The sequence below is a fragment of the Pseudoalteromonas sp. PPB1 genome (assembly GCF_015356275.1).
Lineage (GTDB): Bacteria > Pseudomonadota > Gammaproteobacteria > Enterobacterales > Alteromonadaceae > Pseudoalteromonas > Pseudoalteromonas rubra_D.
Window position 1 is genome coordinate 1 of record NZ_JACEQV010000027.1, and the last position, 24,096, is coordinate 24,096.

At 48.1% G+C, this 24,096-nt stretch carries 18 protein-coding genes and 8 tRNA genes; 9 read left to right on the forward strand and 17 right to left on the reverse strand.

What is annotated here, in order from left to right; translation table 11 throughout:
• Positions 1-434 precede the first annotated feature (434 nt).
• From rsxD to nth, 4 genes are all read left to right on the forward strand, one after another.
• Positions 435-1,493, forward strand: a complete 1,059-nt coding sequence (gene rsxD, locus IY568_RS20460; protein WP_194868526.1) for an electron transport complex subunit RsxD — start codon at positions 435-437, stop codon at positions 1,491-1,493.
• Positions 1,490-2,131, forward strand: coding sequence for an electron transport complex subunit RsxG (gene rsxG, locus IY568_RS20465; RefSeq protein ID WP_125564464.1), 642 nt, complete (start codon positions 1,490-1,492; stop codon positions 2,129-2,131). The genes rsxD and rsxG overlap by 4 nt, the downstream gene beginning before the upstream one ends.
• Positions 2,124-2,822, forward strand: a complete 699-nt coding sequence (locus IY568_RS20470) for an electron transport complex subunit E (protein WP_125564462.1) — start codon at positions 2,124-2,126, stop codon at positions 2,820-2,822. The genes rsxG and IY568_RS20470 overlap by 8 nt, the downstream gene beginning before the upstream one ends.
• 81 nt (positions 2,823-2,903) lie before the next feature.
• Positions 2,904-3,539 (forward strand): endonuclease III, encoded by a 636-nt coding sequence (nth, locus tag IY568_RS20475; protein WP_194868527.1) that lies wholly within the window; start codon positions 2,904-2,906, stop codon positions 3,537-3,539.
• Positions 3,540-3,664: 125 nt separating this feature from the next.
• On the opposite strand, the gene IY568_RS20480 is transcribed toward nth, so the two are convergent.
• Together IY568_RS20480 and IY568_RS20490 are read right to left on the reverse strand one after the other, a co-directional pair.
• The gene (locus IY568_RS20480) at positions 3,665-4,657 is read right to left on the reverse strand and encodes a helix-turn-helix domain-containing protein (protein WP_194868528.1); all 993 of its coding nucleotides are present in this window, start codon (positions 4,655-4,657) and stop codon (positions 3,665-3,667) included.
• Positions 4,658-5,005: 348 nt separating this feature from the next.
• A complete protein-coding gene (locus tag IY568_RS20490) occupies positions 5,006-5,683 on the reverse strand; it encodes a hypothetical protein (RefSeq protein WP_194868529.1) in 678 nt (225 codons plus the stop codon).
• A 310-nt stretch (positions 5,684-5,993) separates the two neighbouring features.
• On the opposite strand from IY568_RS20490, the gene IY568_RS20495 reads away from it, so the two are divergent.
• A complete protein-coding gene (locus tag IY568_RS20495) occupies positions 5,994-7,574 on the forward strand; it encodes an L-lactate permease (protein WP_194868530.1) in 1,581 nt (526 codons plus the stop codon).
• Here the strand turns inward: IY568_RS20495 and zigA are convergent.
• The 10 genes from zigA to IY568_RS20545 all read right to left on the reverse strand — a co-directional run bounded on the left by zigA (position 7,571) and on the right by IY568_RS20545 (position 13,507).
• Positions 7,571-8,782: a zinc metallochaperone GTPase ZigA gene (gene zigA / locus IY568_RS20500; RefSeq protein WP_194868531.1), complete on the reverse strand. Its 1,212-nt coding sequence runs from the start codon at positions 8,780-8,782 to the stop codon at positions 7,571-7,573. The genes IY568_RS20495 and zigA overlap by 4 nt on opposite strands.
• Positions 8,783-8,836: 54 nt before the next feature.
• On the reverse strand, positions 8,837-9,280 hold the full coding sequence (locus IY568_RS20505; RefSeq protein ID WP_194868532.1) for a TraR/DksA C4-type zinc finger protein: 444 nt from the start codon (positions 9,278-9,280) through the stop codon (positions 8,837-8,839).
• A 145-nt stretch (positions 9,281-9,425) separates the two neighbouring features.
• On the reverse strand, positions 9,426-10,223 hold the full coding sequence (locus IY568_RS20510; protein WP_194868533.1) for a hypothetical protein: 798 nt from the start codon (positions 10,221-10,223) through the stop codon (positions 9,426-9,428).
• A 58-nt stretch (positions 10,224-10,281) separates the two neighbouring features.
• Positions 10,282-10,836 carry a hypothetical protein gene (locus IY568_RS20515; RefSeq protein ID WP_194868534.1) on the reverse strand — a complete coding sequence of 185 codons (555 nt, stop codon included), beginning with the start codon at positions 10,834-10,836 and terminating at the stop codon, positions 10,282-10,284.
• A 123-nt stretch (positions 10,837-10,959) separates the two neighbouring features.
• On the reverse strand, positions 10,960-12,540 hold the full coding sequence (locus IY568_RS20520) for a methyl-accepting chemotaxis protein (RefSeq protein ID WP_194868535.1): 1,581 nt from the start codon (positions 12,538-12,540) through the stop codon (positions 10,960-10,962).
• A 209-nt stretch (positions 12,541-12,749) separates the two neighbouring features.
• Positions 12,750-12,825, reverse strand: a tRNA-Glu gene (locus IY568_RS20525).
• A 76-nt stretch (positions 12,826-12,901) separates the two neighbouring features.
• A tRNA-Glu gene (locus IY568_RS20530) sits at positions 12,902-12,977 on the reverse strand.
• A gap of 68 nt (positions 12,978-13,045) precedes the next feature.
• Positions 13,046-13,121 (reverse strand) — tRNA-Glu (locus tag IY568_RS20535).
• A gap of 162 nt (positions 13,122-13,283) precedes the next feature.
• Positions 13,284-13,359: transfer RNA gene (locus IY568_RS20540), tRNA-Glu, on the reverse strand.
• 72 nt (positions 13,360-13,431) lie between these two features.
• Positions 13,432-13,507: transfer RNA gene (locus tag IY568_RS20545), tRNA-Ala, on the reverse strand.
• Positions 13,508-14,152: 645 nt separating this feature from the next.
• Between IY568_RS20545 and IY568_RS20550 the strand changes: the two genes are divergently transcribed.
• From IY568_RS20550 to IY568_RS20565, 4 genes are all read left to right on the forward strand, one after another.
• Positions 14,153-14,228: transfer RNA gene (locus IY568_RS20550), tRNA-Val, on the forward strand.
• A gap of 135 nt (positions 14,229-14,363) precedes the next feature.
• Positions 14,364-14,439, forward strand: a tRNA-Val gene (locus tag IY568_RS20555).
• A 114-nt stretch (positions 14,440-14,553) separates the two neighbouring features.
• Positions 14,554-14,629: transfer RNA gene (locus IY568_RS20560), tRNA-Val, on the forward strand.
• A gap of 393 nt (positions 14,630-15,022) precedes the next feature.
• Complete coding sequence (locus tag IY568_RS20565; RefSeq protein ID WP_125564444.1) at positions 15,023-16,657, forward strand: response regulator; 1,635 nt, start codon at positions 15,023-15,025, stop codon at positions 16,655-16,657.
• Between the two features lie 20 nt (positions 16,658-16,677).
• Here IY568_RS20565 and msrB read toward each other — a convergent pair whose 3' ends face one another.
• The 5 genes from msrB to IY568_RS20590 form a co-directional block, all read right to left on the reverse strand.
• Entirely contained in the window at positions 16,678-17,133 is a 456-nt protein-coding gene (msrB, locus tag IY568_RS20570) for a peptide-methionine (R)-S-oxide reductase MsrB (protein ID WP_058797403.1), read from the reverse strand.
• A gap of 169 nt (positions 17,134-17,302) precedes the next feature.
• A complete protein-coding gene (locus tag IY568_RS20575; protein ID WP_194868536.1) occupies positions 17,303-17,788 on the reverse strand; it encodes a DUF2919 family protein in 486 nt (161 codons plus the stop codon).
• A gap of 44 nt (positions 17,789-17,832) precedes the next feature.
• Positions 17,833-19,854 carry an NAD-dependent DNA ligase LigA gene (ligA, locus tag IY568_RS20580; RefSeq protein ID WP_125564440.1) on the reverse strand — a complete coding sequence of 674 codons (2,022 nt, stop codon included), beginning with the start codon at positions 19,852-19,854 and terminating at the stop codon, positions 17,833-17,835.
• A gap of 81 nt (positions 19,855-19,935) precedes the next feature.
• Complete coding sequence (zipA, locus tag IY568_RS20585; RefSeq protein ID WP_125564439.1) at positions 19,936-20,640, reverse strand: cell division protein ZipA; 705 nt, start codon at positions 20,638-20,640, stop codon at positions 19,936-19,938.
• A 16-nt stretch (positions 20,641-20,656) separates the two neighbouring features.
• Positions 20,657-24,064 carry an AAA family ATPase gene (locus IY568_RS20590; protein ID WP_194868537.1) on the reverse strand — a complete coding sequence of 1,136 codons (3,408 nt, stop codon included), beginning with the start codon at positions 24,062-24,064 and terminating at the stop codon, positions 20,657-20,659.
• Between the last annotated feature and the right edge of the window lie 32 nt (positions 24,065-24,096).

Consider the following 24,096-nt stretch of genomic DNA (forward strand, 5'->3'; position numbering starts at 1 on the left):
GGGTTGCTTTTGGCTGTTTGTCATTTATTGCGGATGAATGTTCGGGTTACGACAATAATTGCATGACAAAAGTGATGTAAACAAAAAAGCACCCGAAGGTGCTTTTTTTGTTTGGCTATGAACTGATGTGCCAAGGCTAAGAAAGCCGCAAAAGAGGCCGAGCAACAAGCAGACTCTGAGCCTGCTGAGATTGACGCTGAACCGGAAGATCCTCGCAAGGCCGCCGTTGCTGCTGCCATTGCCCGTGCCAAGGCTAAGAAAGCCGCAAAAGAGGCCGAGCAACAAGCAGACGCAGAACCGGCCGATTCAGCGCCCGAAAACGAAGCGCCCCTGAGCGCGGAAGAAAAACGTCAAGCGGCAATTAAAGCCGCCGTGGCACGCGCAAAAGCGAAAAAGCAGGCCGCCGCCAAAGACCAAGAAGGAAATGATCTGTCATGAAATTAACCATGGCTTCATCGCCCCACAATCACAGCCATAAAACACTTAGCCGTCTGATGCTGACAGTGATCGCTGCGTGTGTCCCTGGCATTTTAGTGCAAAGTTACTTTTTCGGTCCTGGCACCCTACTCCAGCTACTACTGGCGTTGCTGACTGTCAGCGCGACCGAAGCCGCTATGATGAAACTACGTGGTCGCCCTGTTTGGCCAACACTCAGTGATGGCAGTGCCTGGCTGACCGCAGTGCTGCTCGCGGTGAGTATTCCACCTTTGGCCCCCTGGTGGGTCACTGTAATTGGCTGTGTATTTGCCATTGCCATAGTCAAGCAGCTCTATGGGGGTCTGGGCTTTAACCTGTTCAACCCCGCGATGGCTGCATACGTTTTACTGCTAATCTCATTTCCGGTACAGATGACCAGCTGGACACCAATCATAGACATACAAGCAACATCGCTGTCTGCACTTGACCAATTGGCACTCATTTTTACTGAACAAACTCTAGCAGGAGTGCCGCTTGCGGAAGCACGCCAGGTCATTGATGGTACGACCTCAGCAACCCCGCTTGATCATGTCAAAACGGCCATATCGCAAAATTTGACTGTCTCAGAAGCCACTGATAGTGCCGCGTTCGGGGAATATGCAGGACAAGGCTGGCAGTGGGTTAACCTGGCTTACTTGTTAGGCGGTTTGTACCTGCTAAAAGCCAAAATCATTAACTGGCATATCCCGGTGGCGTTTATTGTGACCCTGGCAATATGCAGCGGCCTGGGGTTTGCACTGTTTCCGGCAACGCAAGCAGGTACCCTGTTCCACCTGCTGAGCGGCGCAACTATGCTGGGCGCCTTTTTTATTGCCACCGATCCGGTGTCAGCCAGTACCACCAACCGCGGCCGTCTGATCTATGGCGCACTGATTGGGCTACTGGTTTATCTTATTCGTCATTTTGGTGGCTATCCGGACGCCGTTGCCTTTGCCGTTTTGATCATGAACATGGCGGTGCCTTTGATTGATTACTATACGCAGCCTCGTACTTACGGGCATGGAGCAAGCTCATGATCCTGTCATCAATGAAGAAAAATGGCCTTATTCTGACCGCCTTTGCACTGGCGACCACAGGTAGCGTCGCACTGGTACAAACCTTTACGGCACCAGAAATTGCCAAGCAGGAACAACGTCACCTGATGCGCGTCCTCACTCAGGTCATTCCACAGGCGCAATACGATAACGAGCTCTACCTGGACTGCACGGTAAGCAGTGCGCCGGAGCTGGGTCCTAACGGACCACATGTCATCTACCGAGCGCGTCTGCAAGATACCCCTGTCGCCTTGCTGGTACAACATATTACACCGCGTGGCTACAGCGGCAATATCGACATTCTGAGCGCAGTCTACAACAATGGTGAGATAGCCGGCGTACGCGTCACGCGCCATGAAGAAACCCCCGGTCTTGGCGATAAAGTAGAGCTGGCAAAGTCTGACTGGATAACCCGTTTCAGTGGAACGGCCGTAACTCAGGAAAAAGACCCGGCTTTTAATGTCCAAAAAGATGGCGGGCAGTTTGATCAATTCACCGGTGCGACTATCACACCACGCGCCGTCGTTCAGAGTGTTAATGCCGCAGCCTGGTATGCCCGCAGCAATTTTGACACACTCTTTGCAGCGCCAAACCACTGTCAGGAGGCCATCGATGAGTGAATTTAAACAACTCGCCCACGAGGGGATGTGGAAAAACAACCCCGCACTCGTGCAGCTGCTGGGCCTGTGTCCGTTGCTGGCCGTCACCAGCACCATCACCAATGCTTTGGGCTTGGGGCTGGCCACTTTACTGGTACTGGTTGGCTCCAATGTCACAGTCTCAATTGTGCGAAACTGGGTCCCCAAAGACATCCGGATCCCGGTCTTTGTGATGATCATTGCCGCCTTCGTGACTATCGTACAACTACTCATGAACGCATACACGTTCGGTCTGTATCAGTCATTGGGGATTTTTATTCCGCTTATCGTCACCAACTGTGCCATCATTGGCCGTGCCGAAGCATATGCCTCTAAAAATACCCCCCTACTTTCGGCATGGGATGGCATTATGATGGGATTGGGCTTTGGTGCTGTGCTGGTGTTACTTGGCGCCATGCGCGAGTTAATTGGCCAGGGCACCCTGTTTGATGGTGCAAACCTGTTACTGGGCGACTGGGCTACGGCACTGCGGATCGAAGTCATCGAGTTCGACAGTCAATTTCTGGTGGCCATTTTACCGCCCGGCGCATTTTTAGGACTCGGTTTAATCATTGCAGCTAAGAATTATGTCGATGCCCGCAAAGAAGCCCAGGCTGAACCTGTCGGCAACCCTGAAAAGGCGCCACGAGCCAGGGTCACCAGCTTAGATTAATTCGTTGCGGGAAAGCCGTCACTTTCCCGCTCAACACCGATAAAATCAACAGCACAACCATACAGCAAGTAAGTCAGTACTATGAATAAAGCAAAACGACTCGAAATTCTCACCCGTCTGCGGGATGACAATCCTAACCCGGAGACTGAACTGGAATACACCTCACCATTCGAGCTGCTGGTCGCCGTCACTTTGTCAGCTCAGGCCACTGATGTGAGTGTCAACAAAGCCACTCGTAAGCTGTTCCCCGTGGCTAACACACCACAGGCGATTATCGACCTGGGTGTCGACGGCCTGAGGGACTACATCAAAACCATAGGCTTATTTAACTCTAAAGCAAATAACGTCTACAAGATGTGTCATATTCTGATGGAACAGCATGACGGTGAAGTCCCGGAGAACCGAGAGGCTCTTGAAGCCCTGCCTGGCGTCGGTCGTAAAACCGCTAACGTGGTGCTTAATTGTGCTTTCGGCTGGCCCACCATTGCTGTTGATACACACATTTTCCGTGTATCAAACCGCACTAAATTTGCCATGGGTAAAGATGTGGTCGCAGTTGAAGAAAAACTAGAAAAGGTGGTGCCCAAAGAGTTTAAAGTCGACGTCCACCACTGGCTGATTTTACTCGGTCGCTACGTGTGTACCGCACGCAAGCCTAAATGTGGCAGCTGTATCATCGAAGACTTGTGCGAGTTTAAAGAGAAAGTAGAAGACTAAGTAAGCACTCAATTAAGAGCGGTAACGATAAGTGTCAATCGTTACCCCCACAAACAACCTGCCGAATATGACCAAAGATAGTCAGTAAGCGTTGTACCTTATTACTGCCTGTTTTTGGCTATAGCTTAACCTCTAGAAGTCAGTTCTTGTAGATTAATTTTTAGCTCTTGTTCTGTTATATCTAACTTTTCACAAATAATAGGAAGAACCTGATGAATTAATCTCATACCTTGGATCAGCTCATTCATATAGATATCAGGATGAATTTGTGCCGAATTAAAACCCATACTTTCTCGCTCAGCGGAGACTCCAATCGCATCGTGGTGATTGTGAAGTAGAGTCATTACCTCAACTTTCATAGGTATACCATTTTCATATGAAAGCTTCTTAAACTCCACCAACCAATCTCCATAATTATTAAAAGTCTTCCTTCTAAATCGTTCAATATCCTTGCAAACGCTCGTTTGGCCCTCCACCTTTGCAAGTGCAAGCTCAATCAAGCAAGGCTCAATATTCTCAATACCTGAGTCAGAAAACCCTTTTACGTCAATTAAACTATCCATAGCGTCATCCATATATGCTAAATAGAAACCATACAGATCAGTTAACACATTGAAGCACCTGCCCACTAGAGAAGAATACGGGTTGGCTTCCAATATTTCCAAAACCCTTTCCCACTCTGTGTGATTATCCGTATCTAATGCGGTTCTATAGTCAAAATCTAGTTCTGTAGGAAAAGCTCTGGGGATTTCAGCTCCTGCACTATTTAGCGTACTTAAAATGCTAAAAGTTAAGTATCGTGCATCACCGTATATTTCGAGAGGATACGTATGATAACCTGTCTCGGAGTTATCAAGTGCCCGACTAGCTTCAAACTCGACAAGTAGGCTCCACTTCTTAACCTGCTCCTCCCCCCCAACTAAAATAATCAGCTCAGGTATATCCCCCTCCTCTAAACCAATCATTTTTAATAAACTTTTCTCCATCTCAAGTGACATAAACTCACCATTCTTCCATTTCGTCACCTGAGCTCTAGATACACCGAGCTTATTTGCAAGCTCTGTCTGGTTACACTCTAATCTTTCCAATGCTAAGGGTATTAGTGCTTTTGCAGTCATAACAGCCACCTTGTTAAGTTAACATCAGCAATTATTAACTTAACAAGGTAATAGTTCAAACTCAATAAGCAGAATTAAGTTAAATTACCGTAAGAATGAGTCGGCACCCATTAAGTATTTCAAATCAATAATGCTGGCTTTAAACGACCTTTGCTACATATCTGCTCGCATATCAACGCCGCAGACAACTACATTTTTCGCGTTTCAAACCTTACTAAATTTGCCATGGATAAAAATGTGGCAGCTATATCATCGAAGACTTGTGCGAGTTTAAAGAGAAAACAGAGTAAACACCTTGGTGCACAGTGGGCGCAACTCAAAGCCCACCACACATCACTGCCACCCACATTATTCGCTGTTTGCTGGTCGCCTGATCATCATTAGTCTTTTAAGCAACACACTGCTGCCCAGCTCATCTGTGATTTGATTGTACCAGTTGGTGAACAAGACCCGGATCACCCAGTAGAAAAGTACACCTATCATCAGATATATCAGCGCATTACTGTCTATGAAATCCGGCCAACTGTCTGATGTATTGGCTGAGAAAGACATCACCGCACCTAATAACGCAAAACACGCTCTCCACGTATGCCTAACCATGCGATGCTTGCCGCTGAGTCCACCACTCAATATCATTTTGGCATCTAGACACGCAGCCATCGCGGCAATCACCGCATGAAGGGTAAATATGGTTTTGAATGTTGCCGAAAGCTCGGTTGCGGTATAAACGAAGTAAAACAAGTCAAAGCTGATGTAGATGATCACCAGCATTGCAATGAACTCAAAAGCGCCCACTGAACGCTCTTTTCTCAACACAACCGCCCAGGCTGTTGAGCCATAGTACAAGGTCAGTAACGCCATCGTCAGGCCGCCATTAAACAGCGCGGCACTGCCCGCCATAATTAACATAGAAAAAAAAAATAGATTTCCGGACCATCTGTGTCTGGTGGTTCCTTTGGCAAAACTCAATGCGCCTATGCCAAACAACAATAAAAATGACCCAGCAATAATATGCAACGTCAGCATGTCGCCTCCTTGTTATATCTGATATCTGTGAGCATTGCTTTTGTGCACCGTTGCTCGCCAAAGTCAGGAGTTATCCAAGCCTTCCCTGACTGAAATTTACACTAACAAGACGCGTGTTAATTTAGTACATCAATTAAACGATAAATCCAAATGAAGTGTTACAAACCATTACATTTATGTCGTGGCTGACCAATTTGTTTGAGCAGCATGCCTGCGTTACCTTTAGAACAAGTGTTACAAACTCCATATATTCAGTGTCTTATTCACATGCTAAGCTCACATTATTAAGCAACGGATTGGTTATTCTCTGATGACGCTACCGCAACTACTCACGGCCCTGGTGCCCATCCTTAGCGTGTTTCTCTTGCTGGTGTTATTTAGGTTACCTGCGAGGCAAGCTATGCCGTTTAGTTTGCTGCTTAGCGCTTTATCCGCTTATTTGGTCTGGCAAGTCCCCTGGCAACAAATCTCAGCCGCCGCACTGGAGGGCTTGATCATCGCACTGACCATAATATGGATTGTTTTCGGGGCAATCTTTTTACTCAAGGTGCTACAACACACCGGGGCTGTCCTCACCATTAAACACGGGTTCGCCCGGATCAGTCCCGACAAACGAGTGCAGTTGATTATCATTGCCTGGTTATTTGGCAGCTTTCTGGAGGGGGCAGCCGGATTTGGTACACCCGCAGCCATCGCAGCGCCATTGCTGGTTGCCCTGGGGTTTACGCCGCTGAGCGCGGTTGTACTGGCACTGGTGGCAGACTCCAGTGCGGTCTCATTTGGTGCCGTTGGTACACCAGCGATTGTCGGAATTGGTCAGGGTGCAGCGAATATCGACTACTCACAGGTTAAGCACATCGCTTTAACCGCCATTGGTATTGATATTATTGTTGCAGCCCTATTACCTTTGATCTTAGTTATGCTGTATTGCCGCTTTTTCAGCGACGCCCCTAGCTGGCGATCCGGATTTGCGATGGCGCCTTTTGCCCTATTCAGTGCGCTGGCTTTTACCCTGCCCGCGTATGGCGTCGTCTGGTTACTGGGGCCTGAATTTCCCTCTGTGCTGGGCGCCATGGCAGGATTAGCGATTGTCTGCCCCTTAGCGCAAAAAGGGTTTCTATTGCCTAAACCCGAAAACACAACAATATCAACGACGTCGAATACTGACACTCCTTCATTGAGCCTGGTCAGAGCCTGGTTGCCCTATGTATTAGTTGCCGCATTGCTCGTGCTAACCCGGATCCCCTCATTGCCGTTCAAAGCAATACTTCAAAGCGTTCAGTTTGAATGGACCCATATCCTGGGATCCGCCATTTCAGTCAATGTCATGCCTCTGTATCTGCCAGGCAGTGTGTTTGTCGTAACCGCGCTTTTTGCATTGCGGTTGCAAGGCGGCACGATGTCACACTTTCGTCTTGCCCTGCAAAACAGTGCCAGTATGTTATTGCCCTCGGTCATCGCATTGGGCGCAGCCGTGCCTATGGTACGTATCTTTCTGCACTCCGACGTAAACGATGCAGCCCTGCCCGCCATGCCGATGGCACTGGCTGAATCTGTCGCGTTACACTTGAGTGACTTTTGGTTATTGATTGCGCCTCTGGTGGGTGCGTTAGGGGCTTTTATCGCGGGCTCGGCAACCTTTTCTAATCTGATGTTTGCCAGTTTTCAGCAAGCATTAGCAGCAGAAGCCGGGCTGGATATGCAGCTGGTGCTGGCACTACAAATGCTCGGCGCGAATGGTGGCAATATGATTGCGGTGGTCAATGTGGTGGCAGCCGCCAGTGTCGTCGGCCTGCATGGCAAAGAGGGTGATATTATTCGTTACACCCTGATTCCCATGCTCTATTACTGTCTGGCGGCCAGCCTGGTTGCCTGGCTGATTTTTATTTAGTGCTCCCAGGAAGGGAAAGGATCCGGTAGCGTTTTCCACGCTTGCTGGCCTTTTAGCACGTCTTCTTCACTCAGCAAACACGCGTTCAGGCGGCGGATAATGTCTTCTTTATCCAGCCCCTGACCAATAAACACTAATTCCTGGCGCATGTCGCCAAAAGGCTCAACCCAGTGCTCTTCAATGGCAGCAATATATTCCGGGTCTTCTGGCCACTGATCTCGTGGTACGGCTTTCCAAAATAGTCCTGCCGCGCCATGTCTGGCAATTCCCCCAGCCTGACTCCAGCTACCGGCAAAGTGAGGCCGGGTTGCCAGCCAGAAAAACCCCTTTGAGCGGATAAGCTTGCCGGCCAGCTCGTCACTGTGTAAGAAGTCATAAAACTTTTCCGGATGGAAGGGTCTTCTGGCACAAAAAGTAAAACTGCTGATGCCAAACTCTTCCGTTTCCGGAATGTGCTCGCCCCTGAGCTCTTTGAGCCAGCCGGGCGCCTGCTGGGCTTTTTCAAAACTGAACTTTTTGGTATTTAACACCTGCGTCAGAGGGACCTTGCCATGTGCCATGGGTATTTGCTCAGCATCGGTATTAAGTGTACGCAAAATGCTCTGCAAACGTTTAAGCTCAGTATCTGAGATCAAATCTGTTTTACTGATCAGCAATACATCGGCAAATTCAACCTGTTCAACAAGTAAATCGGCCACACTACGCTCATCTTCCTCACCTAAGCTCTCACCGACATCCTGCAACGCCTCAGCCCGATCGTAGTCTTTCAGAAAGTTCACCGCATCCACTACTGTGACCATAGTATCCAAAGTGGCGATGTCAGATAGACTTACCCCCTGCTCATCTGCAAAGGTAAAGGTTTCAGCTACGGGCAATGGTTCAGAAATACCGGTTGATTCAATCACCAGGTAATCATATTTACCCGACTTCGCCAGCCGGTCGACCTCTTCAAGCAGGTCTTCTCTGAGTGTGCAACAAATGCATCCATTACTCATCTCAACCAATTTTTCCTCGGCCCGATTGAGACTCACTTCATTTTGAACCGTCGCAGCATCAATGTTGATTTCGCTCATATCATTGACAATAACGGCCACTTTTAGACCCTCACGGTTACTTAGAATATGGTTCAGCACCGTGGTTTTTCCTGCCCCTAGAAAGCCTGACAACACGGTTACGGGCAATAAATTTGATGTATTTAACTTAGCCATTGCTTGATTACCTTACACAGTTTTTGACGGTAGATTGTGTGGGTTCAAGTTCTGTCAGACATCTCTGTCTTTAACGTACATGTGCTCCTTCAGTTCAGAGCACAGTTTTACGTCAGCGCATAATTCAGCAGTGGGTCTTGCCAGCAAGCGGGCAATGCCGATCGGTTCACCCGTTTCCTGACAATAGCCATACTCATTGAGCCGGATCCGCTCCAGTGCCTGCTGGATTTTAGGTAACAGCTTCTGCTCACGGTCAACAATGCGCATCAGGATCATACATTGCTCTTCCCATGATGCTCTGTCACTCAAATCAACCAATTCAGGCGGATCCATTATTTGTGCTTTGGTATCGCGAATACGCGCTCTGGTAGAGTCATGTAACTCAACCAGATATTGTCTGAAAAATGCTAATTGTTCGGCATTCATATAATCGGATTCAGGTGCAGCCAGAATTTGCTCCGTTGTGAGCGTTGAGGGTTTGGAATTAAGTGCTTGCATATCAGGCGCCTTGTCAGAACATTGAATTTGACAATGTTATATTATAACAAAATAATATTTAAAAGGATCACCCGATAAAATTTATTTGCGATGCCATATTGCCTGAGTAAGTTAGTAGAGCTTTGCGCTACAAGCCAGGATAAGATCAGTCAATATTTAGTTTATTCGTCAAAGACATATGGTAATTTAGCAAAGTTATTTTTGCCTGTATCACCGCGCTTTCTTCCTCTGTGAACTGGCTCAACACTTGTTGCAGCTGGGCTTTGTCTGAACTCATTGTAGCCAGCGCCTCTAGCACGCTTAAACGCACCAACTCACTCTCATTGTCGCTGGCTGTTGCGATCAGAGTCTGTATCTGGCTGAGACGCTCAGTACTTACCTCAATCTGTTCGACATTTTGTGCCATTAAGTGAATCGCAAAACTCTGAAATAACTCACCTTTGTACTGGCTATGTGTCATTAAGTCCGCGAAAAAGTACTGAGATACCAGCTCTGGCATTTCTTCGAGATAGTGTTCTATCTCATCAAACTGTGTGTATATATCCGCGCTTGAAACGCGAAAGTCTGTCAGCAAATGCTGTTCAATGAGCCTGGCAATATCCTGACTTGCATAATCCGCTAAGTCTGGGTACACATGACTGTCTAAACCTATGTCCTGTGCTATCGCTAGTAAAGCAGCCTTGTCAGTGCTCGCCTGCTTCGGCATGCGCCCGCTATTACGTGTAGATGCTGTTGTGGTGTTTACCTGTTCTTTCGGTCTCCCCTTTACCTCGCTCAAAAGCGGGGTACCTGTCTCAAAATGAGGTGCTGATTGTACAGCCGGGTGCTCAGCGCTACCTGCATGCGCGCCGCTCCCCGGGGAGGGTTGATACAGTAACATCGCCGCTATCAGAAAACCGAGCATAAAGCACAAGATGTTGATCAGTAGGTATTTAGCTTTCATGCTACATCCCAATACCAGTTAGCAGACTGACCTGAAACGGTCAGCCTGCCTGAATATATTAGTGGATATCGAAGCGCACGCCCTGACAGCCATTGTTGTGATAGGCCGTGCCCGCGCTCTTGATAGACCAGAAGATCTCTCCGCGCGTTGAATTCGCATTGGTTGGTGTGAATGTACGTTTGCACGTTTTAGTTTTTTTGTTGTCCCAAACAGGCTTGCCATGCTTGAGTTTGACGAAGGTATAGTCCAGTTCCATTTTATACTCTTCGTTGATGTTCGCACCCAGATCTGGATAAAAGCCGTGACCATAACCCGATGTCAGGTTTTGCTTTCTTTTTTCACGAAACACAACTGTATTATCACTAATACGCTTGATCTTTAGCTCAACCGTGGTCACTGTGTAGCCGCCACGATTGCAGTAAAAAATCATGGATTGATTACCACGGGTCGTATTTGCCCAGTTATAAGGCGCAACGTCTCGCCAGATCTCGCAATCTTGCTTTTTACCGGAGAAGTAACCTCCATCGACTCCTGCTACGCTCACCTGCGTGTTCGCCAGTGTCATGATCAGTGCTGCGACACCCATTTTTGAGGCTTTCTGTAACTTGCTCATTTGTTATCCCTATGTGTGATTTATATACGCATATCAATGTCAAAATCTGTGATTTGGACATATAAAGTTGCTATTCTAAATAATACCAGCAAGAGATTGCTTATTCACATTTTCTTAATTTTTTTAATTGCTGAGTCTCAACAGAAACTGATCAACCAATGCAGCTTGATCGGCCAGCGCTTGCTCTGTATTTTTCATCGCTGCAGTGGTGGTGTCTGCACTTTGCATTGAGGCATTCGCAAGCCCGGAGATATTCACGGCTTTGTCGTTGATCTCATTACTAGCACCCGACATTTGGTCAGTCGCAGTGGCTATTTCGTAATTCAGTGCAGAAATATCTTTTACCATATGCTCTATCGAGGCCAAGTTTTCTCTTGTTTGCTCAGCTTGAGCCACACATTCAGTCGACTTCTCAACCCCATTTTGAATCGCCGCTACCGCGCGCTCAGCCCGTTGTTTGAGCCCGGCGACTATATCATCAATCTCTCTGGTCGAATCCTGAGTTCGTTGTGCCAATGCCCTTACTTCATCAGCCACCACGGCAAAACCTCGGCCTTGCTCACCAGCCCTGGCGGCTTCTATTGCCGCATTCAGAGCTAGCAAATTAGTCTGCTCCGAAATATCGCGTATCACATCAACCACTCCCCCAATATGCACGGTTTGTTCATTTAGCTCAGCAATATCACGCTGAGTGCGGCTCAACTCTTCACATAAAGCATGGTTTGTTTGCATGCTGGCCTGCACCACAGAGTTCGAATCCAATACTGAGCGCAACGCCCCTTCAGAGCGGTTCGCAGCATCACTGGTATTGCCTGCAATATCAGAAATCGCAGCGGTCATTTCGTTCATCGCTGTCGCCAAAGAACCAGTCTGACTTTGTTGCTCCTGCAATAGCTCGGTATTGCTGTGGCATTCTGACACGGTTGCTTGTGCATGCTGGTCAACAAGCTGACTGGCATCTTGTACTCTGCCCAGCACGGCGCGTAGCTCAGAGCCGCGTGCCAGCAACGCTAGCTCAATGGCCGCGACATCATTCACTTTATTGAGGTAGATTTTTTGCATCAGGGGATTGTCGTAAACTTGTTTGGCTTTTTGACTCAAACGACGCACCGGTGACAGCCTTTGATAAGTCAGCGTAAGTACGCCAACAAGCAGTAAGGTCTCCAGGATGTAGTTCCATGGTGCAGGCAAGCTGGTAAAAATCATGCTCAATATATAAGACACCAATAGGATCAACATCATTTGAGCTGACAAAGACATAGATGAACGCGTCAATTTTGCCGCATCAACCCCCTTATCAAGTTGCTGGTAGATGTTTTCAGCTCGTTTCACCACTTTCCGTTCGGGCTTGGTTCGCACGGATTGATACTCGGCAGTTTGACCAAGCTCATCATTGATTGGCGTCACATAAGCATTGACCCAGTAATGGTCTCCATTTTTACAGCGATTTTTTACTATGCCCATCCAGGGCTTGCCTGACCCGATGAATTGCCAGAGATCTTTAAATGCGGCTTTGGGCATAGTTGGGTGACGTACCAGGTTATGTGGCTGCCCTTCCAGCTCATCTAATGCGAAGCCAGCAACATCACAAAAGCTCTGGTTCGCGTATGTGATCCGCCCTTTTGTATCTGTGGTAGATAAGAGGTTATAAGAGACCGGATAATCATTTTCTTTATCCGTATAATCGGTACATCTTTTGGCCATGATACTCACCTAAAAAACGCGATACTAACCCATTTTTCTTAGGTGAGCTTGTTAATAAAGCCTTAACTTTGTTTTAAATCAAATAATTCAAGTAAATGAAATATATGAAAAAATTCATCAGAATATTGAAAATAACGAAACAGAGGAGGATAAATCTAATGGGGAAATTATGAGTATGAATTAAAAAAGAATGACATTTCTAAGAAGAGTGGCGTCCCCTAGGGGATTCGAACCCCTGTTACCGCCGTGAAAGGGCGGTGTCCTAGGCCTCTAGACGAAGGGGACGCAGGTGTTTTTCCTGTGTCACTAGGACTGGTTATTTAGACTCTTACCATACGAGTATTTTACTTACCGAAGTAAGTGGCGTCCCCTAGGGGATTCGAACCCCTGTTACCGCCGTGAAAGGGCGGTGTCCTAGGCCTCTAGACGAAGGGGACACAGAATGTGTCACTAGGACTGGTTATTTAGACTCTTACCATATGAGTTTAGTACTTACCTAAGTAAGTGGCGTCCCCTAGGGGATTCGAACCCCTGTTACCGCCGTGAAAGGGCGGTGTCCTAGGCCTCTAGACGAAGGGGACGCAGAATTTGTCTAGCAAATTACTGATTTGCTAATTCTGCGTTGAGGTGAGCCTTTTGCCAGAAAAAGCGAACGGCATTATTCTCTCTTACAGAATGTTCTGTGTCACTAGGACTGGTTATTTAGACTCTTACCATACGAGTTTAGTACTTAACTAAGTAAGTGGCGTCCCCTAGGGGATTCGAACCCCTGTTACCGCCGTGAAAGGGCGGTGTCCTAGGCCTCTAGACGAAGGGGACACAACATTTCGAAGTATGGCATTCGAAGCCACATCCGAACATTATATCACTAGGACATATTTACACTAGGTTTGGTGGAGCTAGGCGGGATCGAACCGCCGACCTCTTGCATGCCATGCAAGCGCTCTCCCAGCTGAGCTATAGCCCCTCACCTATTCGCAATGAAACGTCACCGCCGCATCGCTGAGTGCGGGGCGCATTCTATGCATCACAGAAAACAAAGTCAACACCTTTTCTGCAAGTTTTTCTTAACTGCTGGAAAAACACCCGAAAGAACAGAATATAAGCGAAACTCAGGGTGCAATCAATAGAAGTCTATGTTTTTGCTCAATTTAAAACCAGTTCACCCTATCAAACACGGGTCATGGCACTTCCCCATCAGTATTTTGAGGCCACTGTTATCCACATCTTCTATCATTCTCTCCAAGCTGTAGTTAAATTAAAAAGCGCAGATTAATGCCCTGCCACATGCAACAAGTATTTTGAGCTGAGGCTCAAAGATACTCAGCACAAAAATAAGCCTTTTAATATTGCCCGACAACTCACCCCCTCTTTAATTCAACCTGCAGCCTAATCCCCCACAACTCCCGATTCTATTTCTATCACTTTCATAAGATATCTATGCTTCATTTATCGCCTGGACATATAATGAAGGGAAATACCCAAAAAACGAACAGGTGAACATAAAAGAAGCATGCAGATAAAAAATCAAGATTTTGTGTTGACTCCTTTGAAAGGAAACATATAATAGCGCCCCACAACGACACGGCAAGGTGTTGTTGGTTTCGAATGTGGGTTGTTAGCTCAGTTGGGAGAGCATCGCCCTTACAAGGCGAGGGTCACTGGTTCAAGTCCAGTACAACCCACCATAATTTTGGTGAACTTGGTCGATGCAGCATCGCGCTCATTCTTACCAATGCAAGTTTTCTGATTTAAGGTCAGTACAACTCACCATTAATTCGGTGAAAAGACAGCATAGTCATTCACATTTGAAACAGCGTATTGGGTTGTTAGCTCAGTTGGGAGAGCATCGCCCTTACAAGGCGAGGGTCACTGGTTCAAGTCCAGTACAACCCACCATTAATTGGTGAACTTTGGTCGATGCAGCATCGCGCTCATTCTTACCAAGGCAAGGGACTGATTTAAAGTCAGTACAACCCACCATAACTTTGAAAGCTGCTGTAAATTTAAGATGGGTTGTTAGCTCAGTTGGGAGAGCATCGCCCTTACAAGGCGAGGGTCACTGGTTCAAGTCCAGTACAACCCACCATCATCTAAATTCCTGTTATTTACCTTGTGTACATTGGTCGATGCCACATCGCACTCATTCCTAACCAAGGCGAGCATTACCCATTCAAATTCATTACAACCCACCATCATCTAAATTCTTATTATTTACCTCGTGTACATTGGTCGATGCCACATCGCGCTCATTCCTAACCAAGGCGAGCATTACCAATTCAAGTTCATTACAACCCACCATCATCTAAATTCTTATTATTTTTCTCGTATACTTCAGTCAATTCAGCACTGGACTCGTTCTAACAATGCCCCCCCTACTTTCTATGCATTCTTAGCAAGCTTTTTAATCCTTATGTTTCAAAAGAAAAAATAAACGTCTAGACTAAAAGCATGCAGAATTTATTCCTTTATCCTTTACTCTATGCCTGTTCAACCCTTTGTAAATGCAAAAATTTTGATCGTGGAAGAACAGCAGCTAGCGCTGAGCTACATTAAGCAGTCGCTGGACCAGCTGGCCTACAAAAACGTCCAGTTTGCCGAAAACGCCCAGCTGGCAAAGGAAAGTTGTATCCATCATAAATTCGATTTAATTATTTGCTCGTTTGATCTGAGTAAACGTCAGAATGGGTATCAGCTATACGAGGAGCTGCTTAAAAAACGCCTGATCCGCCAAAGCACCGGGTTTATTTTCACCTCCGCAGAAACCAGTCCAGAATTAGTTCACAGTATCGTTGAGTTGCAACCAGATGACTTCCTGGTGAAGCCTTTTAGCATAAAGGAGCTGAAAGCGCGTATTGAGCGAGTGTTAAAGCGTAAACGTAGCCTTAAGGCGCTCTATAACTTGATTGACGACGAGAATTACTCTAAAGCGCTCAAACTCATTAACTCTGAACTTGAGAGCGGTGAGCACGCTTACAGCCCGATATTACTAAAGCTTAAAGGCGAGACCCTGTTAAAACTTAAGCAGTTTGACGAAACCAAGCAATTCTATCGCTCCGTACTTGAGCTGCAAAAGTTTACCTGGGCCAAACTCGGTTTAGTCGAAACCCTGATAGCAAATAATGAAGACATCATGGCGCAAAAAATGCTCAAGTCACTGATAGAGAAAAGCGAAACCCGACTTGCCGCATTAGATCTATTGTCTCGCCTGGAACTCAAACTCAACCAATTTGAAGAAGCACAGGAGTCGTTGGTAAAAGCCTCTCAGATTGCACCGCGCAATATTGAGCGTCAGAAGTCTCTCAGTACCGTTGCACGTATTAACCATGATTATGAATGCAGCTACAATGCACAAAAAGAAATCGCTAACTTTGCCCGCTTTTCAATGCATGACAGCCCGGAAGTCTATTTGAATGCAGCCCGAGCTGGCATTGACTTTGCGCTCAGCACAGATCAGCATGACCAGATCACCCGTCTCACCCGACAAACTCAGCAATATCTGAGTGATCTCAAAAAGCAGTTTCCCAATGCCAACAACCAGACTCAAATTGACGTATTAAATGCGCGGCTTCATTATCTGAAAGATGAACATACCAAAGCGCGGCAACTCATGGAACAGTTGGAAGATGAGCCTCAAATACGCTCGGTTGATGCTGCATTAGATAAAGCCAAAGCCTTCCACGAATTGGGGTTTCAGCACAAAGCAGAAGCGTTGTTTGGTCAAATAATTACGCACTGCGAACGCCATCAGCAGCAGAAAGATCCAACCTTAATGCACCTGCTTCAACAACAACAGGATGAACGAAAAAACATCACAATGGGACCAAAAGAGCTCAATAACCACGCTGTAAAGCAGTTCCAGAAGGGGCAGTTAGACGTGGCATTAGAAGCGTTCACACAAGCATTCAGAGTGATGCCTAAAAATGCCAGTATCGCACTCAATTTACTGCAATGCCTGGCCGATGCAACCGGAAAGCAAGCCACCACGTTTAACTCAAATCTGGCAGAAAAATGCTATAAGACACTGAGCGCGGCACACCTTGAACCTGAGCAGCAGGAACGCTTCGACAAGCTACAAGCCCAGCTGGCAGAGATGAAACTGGACTTTAAACCCTAACGAAAAACGCCCCTGATAACTTAGTGGGTGCCTTCTTCGTGTTTTTTCAACGCCAGTGCATTGACACAATAGCGCAAACCACTAGGCTTAGGACCATCCGGAAAAACGTGTCCAAGATGCGCATCGCAGACATTGCAAACAATCTCCACTCTGTCCATACCATGGGAGCGGTCCAGCCGATAAGCGACTGAATCTGCACAATATGGCTGAGTAAACGAGGGCCAGCCAGAGCCGCTATCAAACTTTTCTTCTGCATCAAACAGCAGCTGTTCACAGCAGGCACAATGATATTTACCCGGTGAAAATACAGTGCAGCTTTGCGAGCTAAACGGACGCTCCGTACCGCGGTTGCGGGTGATATGAAAAACCGAAGGTTCCAGCAACGCCTGCCATTGCATCAGATTTTTTTCGACGCGCCTGGGTGGTTGTGGATTACCGTTGTCTGCGAACTGCAGAATATCTCGCCAAGTTAACATGTCTCTTTCTCCGCTTGATGTTGGGTTACTCCATATTGGCAACACATGAGATTTGTCTTATTGTTATAGAGTGACACAGCCAGTCCAGATCAGACTAGCGTGTTATTTTTACGCCAATATGAAAGCCACGATCGCCCTAATGTTTAGTTGTTAGCCCGTCAGCGTCAAGTCAATTATTTTCAGGTTCAGGCCAATCCCCAAAAAAACACGTTAAGTATCGGCTTTTGAGCAAATATAAAATTACCCAAGACACCAACACTGCTTGAATGGCCAGATAGAAAGAAAACTGATACTGCGCCTGAACAATTTGCATCCCCAGCCAGGCCAGGTCGAGACAGGCTGCCAGCAGCAGTGGCCAGCGCATATGACGCCAGAAGTTGGCGAGTTTGGGAGAACTTGTTGGCCTGCGCAATGAAAACAGCACAGTCGGGATCAGTGCCAGACTCGCTATCATGACTGCCACAAAGAAGTGCTGCTTTGAATGAAAAAACAATGACATGAGATCAAGATCAGGACGCCATGTGAGGGCTGAAACCAGCCACAGAAAAAAGGGCCTGAGCAACACCAACAAAGTCAGATTAAACCCTACAGGCGTGCGATATACCCCATATTTATCCCAATACTCGGGCCCATACCCCGCCTGTAACTTGCTCATACCACTTCTCTCATTCTGTGGCAGGCTAGCAGCCTGCCTGTTAATTACCCCTGATGTGAATCAAGCAGTGCAATCAGCGCCGCTTCATCGAGGATATCAATCCCGAGGTCCTGCGCCTTAGTCAGCTTAGAACCCGCTTTTTCGCCTGCAACGAGCGCATGGGTATTCTTTGACACGCTGCCGGATACTTTGGCACCCAGCGCCTGCAATCGTGCCTTAGCATCATTGCGGTTTAACTGACTCAAAGTACCTGTCAGAACGTATGTTAAACCAGCAAGCGGTTGCTCACTTTCTTCCTTCGCCGCAATTTCAGGCCAATGCAGCCCCTGTTCAAGCAGGTCGCTCACCACCTTCTGATTGTGAGGCTCAGAGAAGAACGCATGAATATGCTGGGCAACCACAACGCCAACATCGCTGACTTCCTGTAGACTCTCAATGGAGGCATTCATCACGTTTTCAAGCGTCAGATAATGATTCGCCAGGTTTTGTGCTGTGGCCTCGCCCACTTCACGGATCCCAAGTGCGTACATAAACTTGGCCAGAGTCGTTTGTTTAGCTGCCTGCAATGCCGCAACCAAATTTTTGGCTGATTTCGGGCCCATACGCTCCAGCGACTCGAAGTGCCCCTGACGTAATATGAATAATTCAGCTGGCGTCGTGATCAACTCGCGCTCAACCAGCTGCTCAACAATCTTGTCACCCAGTCCATCGATGTCCAGCGCCTTACGCGAAGAAAAGTGTTTAATCGCTTCTTTGCGTTGTGCACGGCACACTAAGCCACCAGTACAACGCGCAACCGCTTCACCCTCTACCCGCTCTACATGGGAATCACACACCGGGCAGGTAGCCGGGAAAGTAATCTCACGGGCATCCGCAGGCCTTTTTTCCAGCACCACCTGGGTGATCTGCGGGATCACGTCCCCGGCACGTCGAATGATGACAGTATCACCGACTTTTACGCCCAAACGTTCGATTTCATCCCGATTATGTAAGGTCGCATTAGACACTGTGACACCACCGACAAATACGGGCTCAAGCCGAGCTACGGGTGTAATAGCTCCGGTACGACCGACCTGAAACTCGACATCCAGTAATTGAGTTAATTCCTCTTGTGCAGGGAATTTAAACGCAATGGCCCAGCGCGGCGCACGTGCGACAAAACCGAGCTGCTCCTGAAATGGCTTATGGTCGACCTTGATCACCACACCATCTATTTCGTAAGGCAGCGCATCACGCTCAGCCATGATGGCCTCGTAATACTGATAAGCCGCACTGGCGCCCGTCACCCGCTTTGTTTGCGGGCACATTGGCAAACCCCACTCTTTTAACTGTTGTAGCTGAGCATAGTGAGTATCAGCCAGCTCGGCCCCCTGCACAACACCCATTGAATAGGCGTAAAACATCAGTGGCCGTTTAGCAGTAATTTTAGGATCCAGCTGGCGCAGGCTTCCCGCTGCGGCATTACGTGGATTAGCAAAAGTTTTTTCGTCCCGTTTCGCTGCGGTTTCATTAAGGCGAGCAAACCCCGCTTTGTCCATAAAGACTTCGCCACGTACTTCCAGCTCCGCGGGAATGTCATCGCCACGCAGGCGCAATGGAATATTGCGGATGGTCTTGACGTTCTCGGTGATATTTTCACCCACCTGGCCATCACCACGTGTTGCTGCCTGAACCAGCACACCATCCCGATAAAGAATAGAGACAGCCAGACCGTCCAGCTTAGGTTCACAACAGAAATCCAATTCTTCGTTGTGCAGCAGGCGTTCTTTGATACGGCGATTAAAAGCAGTGAATTCAGCTTCATCAAACGCGTTATCGAGCGACAGCATAGGGACCTGATGGGTGACCTGCTCAAATTTACTCAGCGCCGCACCGCCTACTTTCTGAGACGGTGAGTCCGGGGTTACATAGTCAGGGTGCTGAGTTTCCAGCTCAATCAGGGCACGCATTACACGGTCATATTCTGCATCGGGTACCGTTGGTTGATCCAAGACATAGTATTGGTAATTATAGACTTCCAATTGCTGTCTTAATTCTTTGATTTGTTTGCTGATAGTTTCTGACATTACAACCTCTTAATAACACAAAAAGCCACGGACCCGGGTCCGTGGCTCTGTCGCGTCTGAGCCCGAAGGCAGCTTTAACGCTTATACGGTATATTCTCGTACCTTTTCTACATAGGCACGGGTGGTATTCACAGTGAGTGGCTCTCGATTGCTGTCCAGCACACTGGCACCAAATTCATCGGCGAGTTTCTTCGCGGCACTGTGTAGCATATTGAACGCAGCCATGCTGTCTCCCTCACAAGGCAAGGTCATAAACAGACTCACGCCACCGGTGCTGAACTGTTCCATATTGTCGATATCGAAGGTGCCTGGATTGTACATATTAACCAAACGGAACAAGACCGGACCATTACCGGATGATTCAACATGACGATTAAAAAAACCTTCATCAGAGTACTTAAAGCCCAGGCTCAATACGCAAGGTAGAAGCTTAGAGCCGGCCATGGTTAGTCCTTCAGGCATATCAATATGCAGAATAATAAACTCCTGCGGCGCCATTTCCTGCGGTGATTCCTGCTGCTCAGTCTCCGCTTGCTCGGTCGCTTCGGTATCGGCTTCAGCAGAGGCCGGTTGCTTATCCTCATCAACCGCAGAAAAGCTCATTTCGCCCAGCTGAGGCTCTTCTTCGCGTTGTGGCTGAGGGGCCGTTTCCGGTTTTTTTGCGGGTGCGGGGCTATCGGTGTCCTGGTTCTCTTTTTTTCTCACCGACCATAAGCCATGTATCAATAATCCACCAATGATCAGTGCACTGATCACGATTAATGCCCATCTTAATTCTGTGGCCATTGCTCACCTTTACTTATTATGCATGCGCCATTTGCACTGCTTGTTCTATATCTACGGCAACCATACGTGAAACTCCGGGTTCCGCCATGGTCACCCCCGTCAGCCGGCCTGCCATTTCCATTGCGACCTTATTGTGGCTGATGTATATAAACTGCACCGTTTGCGACATTTCTTCGACCAGTCGGCAGAAGCGTCCTACGTTCGCATCGTCCAGCGGTGCATCTACTTCATCCAGCATACAAAATGGGGCCGGATTTAGTCTAAATATTGAAAATACCAATGATAATGCGGTCAGGGCTTTTTCTCCACCACTTAACAGATGAATTGTCGAGTTTTTCTTACCCGGCGGTCTTGCCATTATGGTGACACCACTTTCTAACAAGTCATCACTGGTCAGTTCCAGATAGGCGCTACCACCGCCAAACACCTTGGGAAACAGTTCCGCCAGGTCCTGATTAACCTGATCAAAGGTCGTTTTAAAACGGCTACGCGTCTCACGGTCAATCTTACGAATAGCCCCTTCAAGCGTTTCCAGCGCGGCACTGAGATCGTCCAGCTGCTCGTCAAGATACCGCTTGCGTTGCTGGGCTTCATCAAATTCTTCAATCGCGGCGAGGTTCACCGCCCCCAACAAACTCAGTTGCTGGGCAATGCGAGTCAGTTTACCCTGATGACTGCTGGCCTGTGCCTCTTCAGGTAACTGAGCCAAAACGTCTTTGAGTGTCTGACGCAGCTCTGTCAAGGGCTCAAGCACAGCCTGTGCCTTCACCATTAAACTTTGTTCCTGTAAAGCCAACTGCTGACGTTGCTCTTTGAGTTTAGTGCTCTGTGCCTGAGCATCTTTCAGCGCCAGCTGTTTATCACTCAGTTGCTGCTTTGCTTCATTCAGTTTTGCCGCGCCATCCTGTAGTGCTTGCTCCAGCTCGGTATGGCGGATCAACAATTCGGTTTGCTGTTGCTCCAGCTCAACACCGGGTTCTTCACAGCTGTGTAATTGTTGCTGCACTTGCGCAAGTGATTCTGTGCCCTGCGCCAGGGCCTGGGCAAGGTGGCTGAGTTTAGTCTGGCCAAGCTGCACATCACTTTCAACCTGCTGGAGTTTCAGTTTCGCCTGATGATACTGCTGTTGAATGTCACGTTGTTGTTGCTGTTGATGAAGCTGTGCCCGCTTGAGTGTATCCAGTGATTCGCTCGCCTGATCCACCTGTTGCTGCTGTAATTCCTGCGCTTCTTCTGCCTGCCACAAAATTTGCTCGCTTTCTTCGAGCTGTGCCACCAGCAGTTCGCTCTGCTCAGCCAATTCATGTTGATTGCTTTCTAGTTGATGGCTTTGTTGTTCCCAGTTGGCTTGCTGAGCCACCAGCATGTCCACTCGAGTCTGGCTGCTGGCGACCTGTTTGGCCGCTTCATGAACAGCCTGTTTATTGGTTTCAAGCTGCTCGGCACAGTGCACCGCTGACGCTTCCAGTGGCCCAAGCGCAGCTTCCAGCTCGCTAAGCCGCGCTTCAATCTCCGGCAATGCCGCCTGATGAGCACGCAGCTCGCTATAATGAGCCAGCAAATTCTCCGACTGCGTATCTGTCTCTTGCGCCCGCCAGTTATGCCCATACAAGTTGCCTTCATCATCAATGGCGGCAAAAAACGCTGTGTGTGCGCTAAAGTGACGCGCCTCACCGAGCCACTCAATCTGATTGAGAAACTCGGGGTAAACGTCTGAATGGACTAACATCGCCACACTGTTCGGGGTTTTCTCTCTTTTTGTACTGGCCCAGATCCGGTTGACATAGTCTTGTTCTGTGATCCGCAGCGAGCCCAGCCCCAGCATCGCACGTTCCACAACCTGTTCGCGGCCTGATTCGACCCTTAAAGCACTGAGCAAAGGCACACCGGGGGCATCTTCACTGTCACTTTGCTGAGCATGGGTGAGTTTTTCCAGCGCCTGCACCTGAGCCTGAACCTGCCCAAGTTTGACCTGCTGCGTCTGAACCTGTTGCCGTAGCGCCGCTTTTGCCTCGTTCAAACGGTGTAGCTCGGCACTCAGGCGCTGGTTTTCCTGCTGTGAGATGGCCATAGCATGCACCAACTCCTGATGCGCTTTTTGTTGCAGTGCTAATGCCTCAGCCGGGTTTTGTGTACCATGCTGCGCCAACTGCTGTGCCAATTGCGCTTGTTGCTGCGTCAAGTGCTGTTGTTGCTGAGTTAAACGTTGCAACGCTAACTGACATTGCTGAGCATGCTGTCGTGCCTGCTCAAGTACCTGCTGATTCTGCCGATTAGCCGCTTCTGATGCTTGCAGCTGCTGGTTTTTTTCTTCGTTTAATATTTCTGCTTCAGCCAGCTTCTCAGCACTTATCTGCGCAGCCTCCTGATGTATCTCAGCTTGCTCGGCTAATTCTGCACAATGTTGTTGTTGCTGTTCATATAACGCCTGAGCCTGGGCAATCTCTTCGTTCAACTGTGTTTGTTTATCCACTAAGTCACGGCGTTTTTCGCTCAGATGGATTTTCTGCTGCTCCAGGCGGGTTAACTGAGTTTGGGTGGTATGAAGCTGCTGTTGTAATTCCGATTGCGCCTCGCTGAAGTGGGTAACTTGTTGCTCACACGTGGCCAGCACATCATCATGACCACCATGGGCTTGCTCCAAAAAGGTCAATTGCTCATTCAGTTTAGTGATCTGAATGGTTTTTTCCTGCTGTCTGGCATGTAACTCCTGCCACTTTAACACCGCCAGCTGGCCTTTCAGAGTCCGCTCCTGTGCCTTTAGGTCTCGATACTGACGAGCCGCATCGGCCTGTTTAGACAGCCGGTCAAGCTGATTTTGCAGCTCCTGACGCATATCCAGCAAACGTTCCAGATTCTCTCGAGTACTTTTGATCCGAGTCTGCGTTTCCCGACGACGCTCTTTGTATTTGGAGACACCGGCGGCCTCCTCCAAAAAGATACGCAGCTCTTGCGGCTTACTCTCGATAAGTCGCGAAATCATCCCCTGCTCGATAATTGCATAACTGCGCGGGCCAAGGCCGGTGCCAAGAAAGATGTCAGTGATGTCGCGTTTACGGCATTTACTGCCATTGAGGAAATACAGTGACTGGCCATCTCGGGTTACCAGACGCTTGATCGCCACCTGTGTCCTATCGGCCATAGAACCTGGCAGACGCCCCTGAGTATTGTCGAAAAGCAGCTCTACCGAAGCCTGAGACACAGGCTTGCGATGAGTTGAGCCATTAAAGATAACGTCCGTCATGGCATCGCCGCGGAGGTTTTTTGCGGAGCTTTCACCCAGTACCCAGCGTACGGCGTCAATGACATTAGACTTGCCACACCCATTAGGGCCAACAACACAAGTCATCGGCTCTGGAAAGGGAATTTTGGTCGGCTCAACAAAGGATTTGAAGCCGGCCAGTTTGATGCTGCTCAGACGCATATAAACAATAGCTTAAGTGCAAACACAAGAGT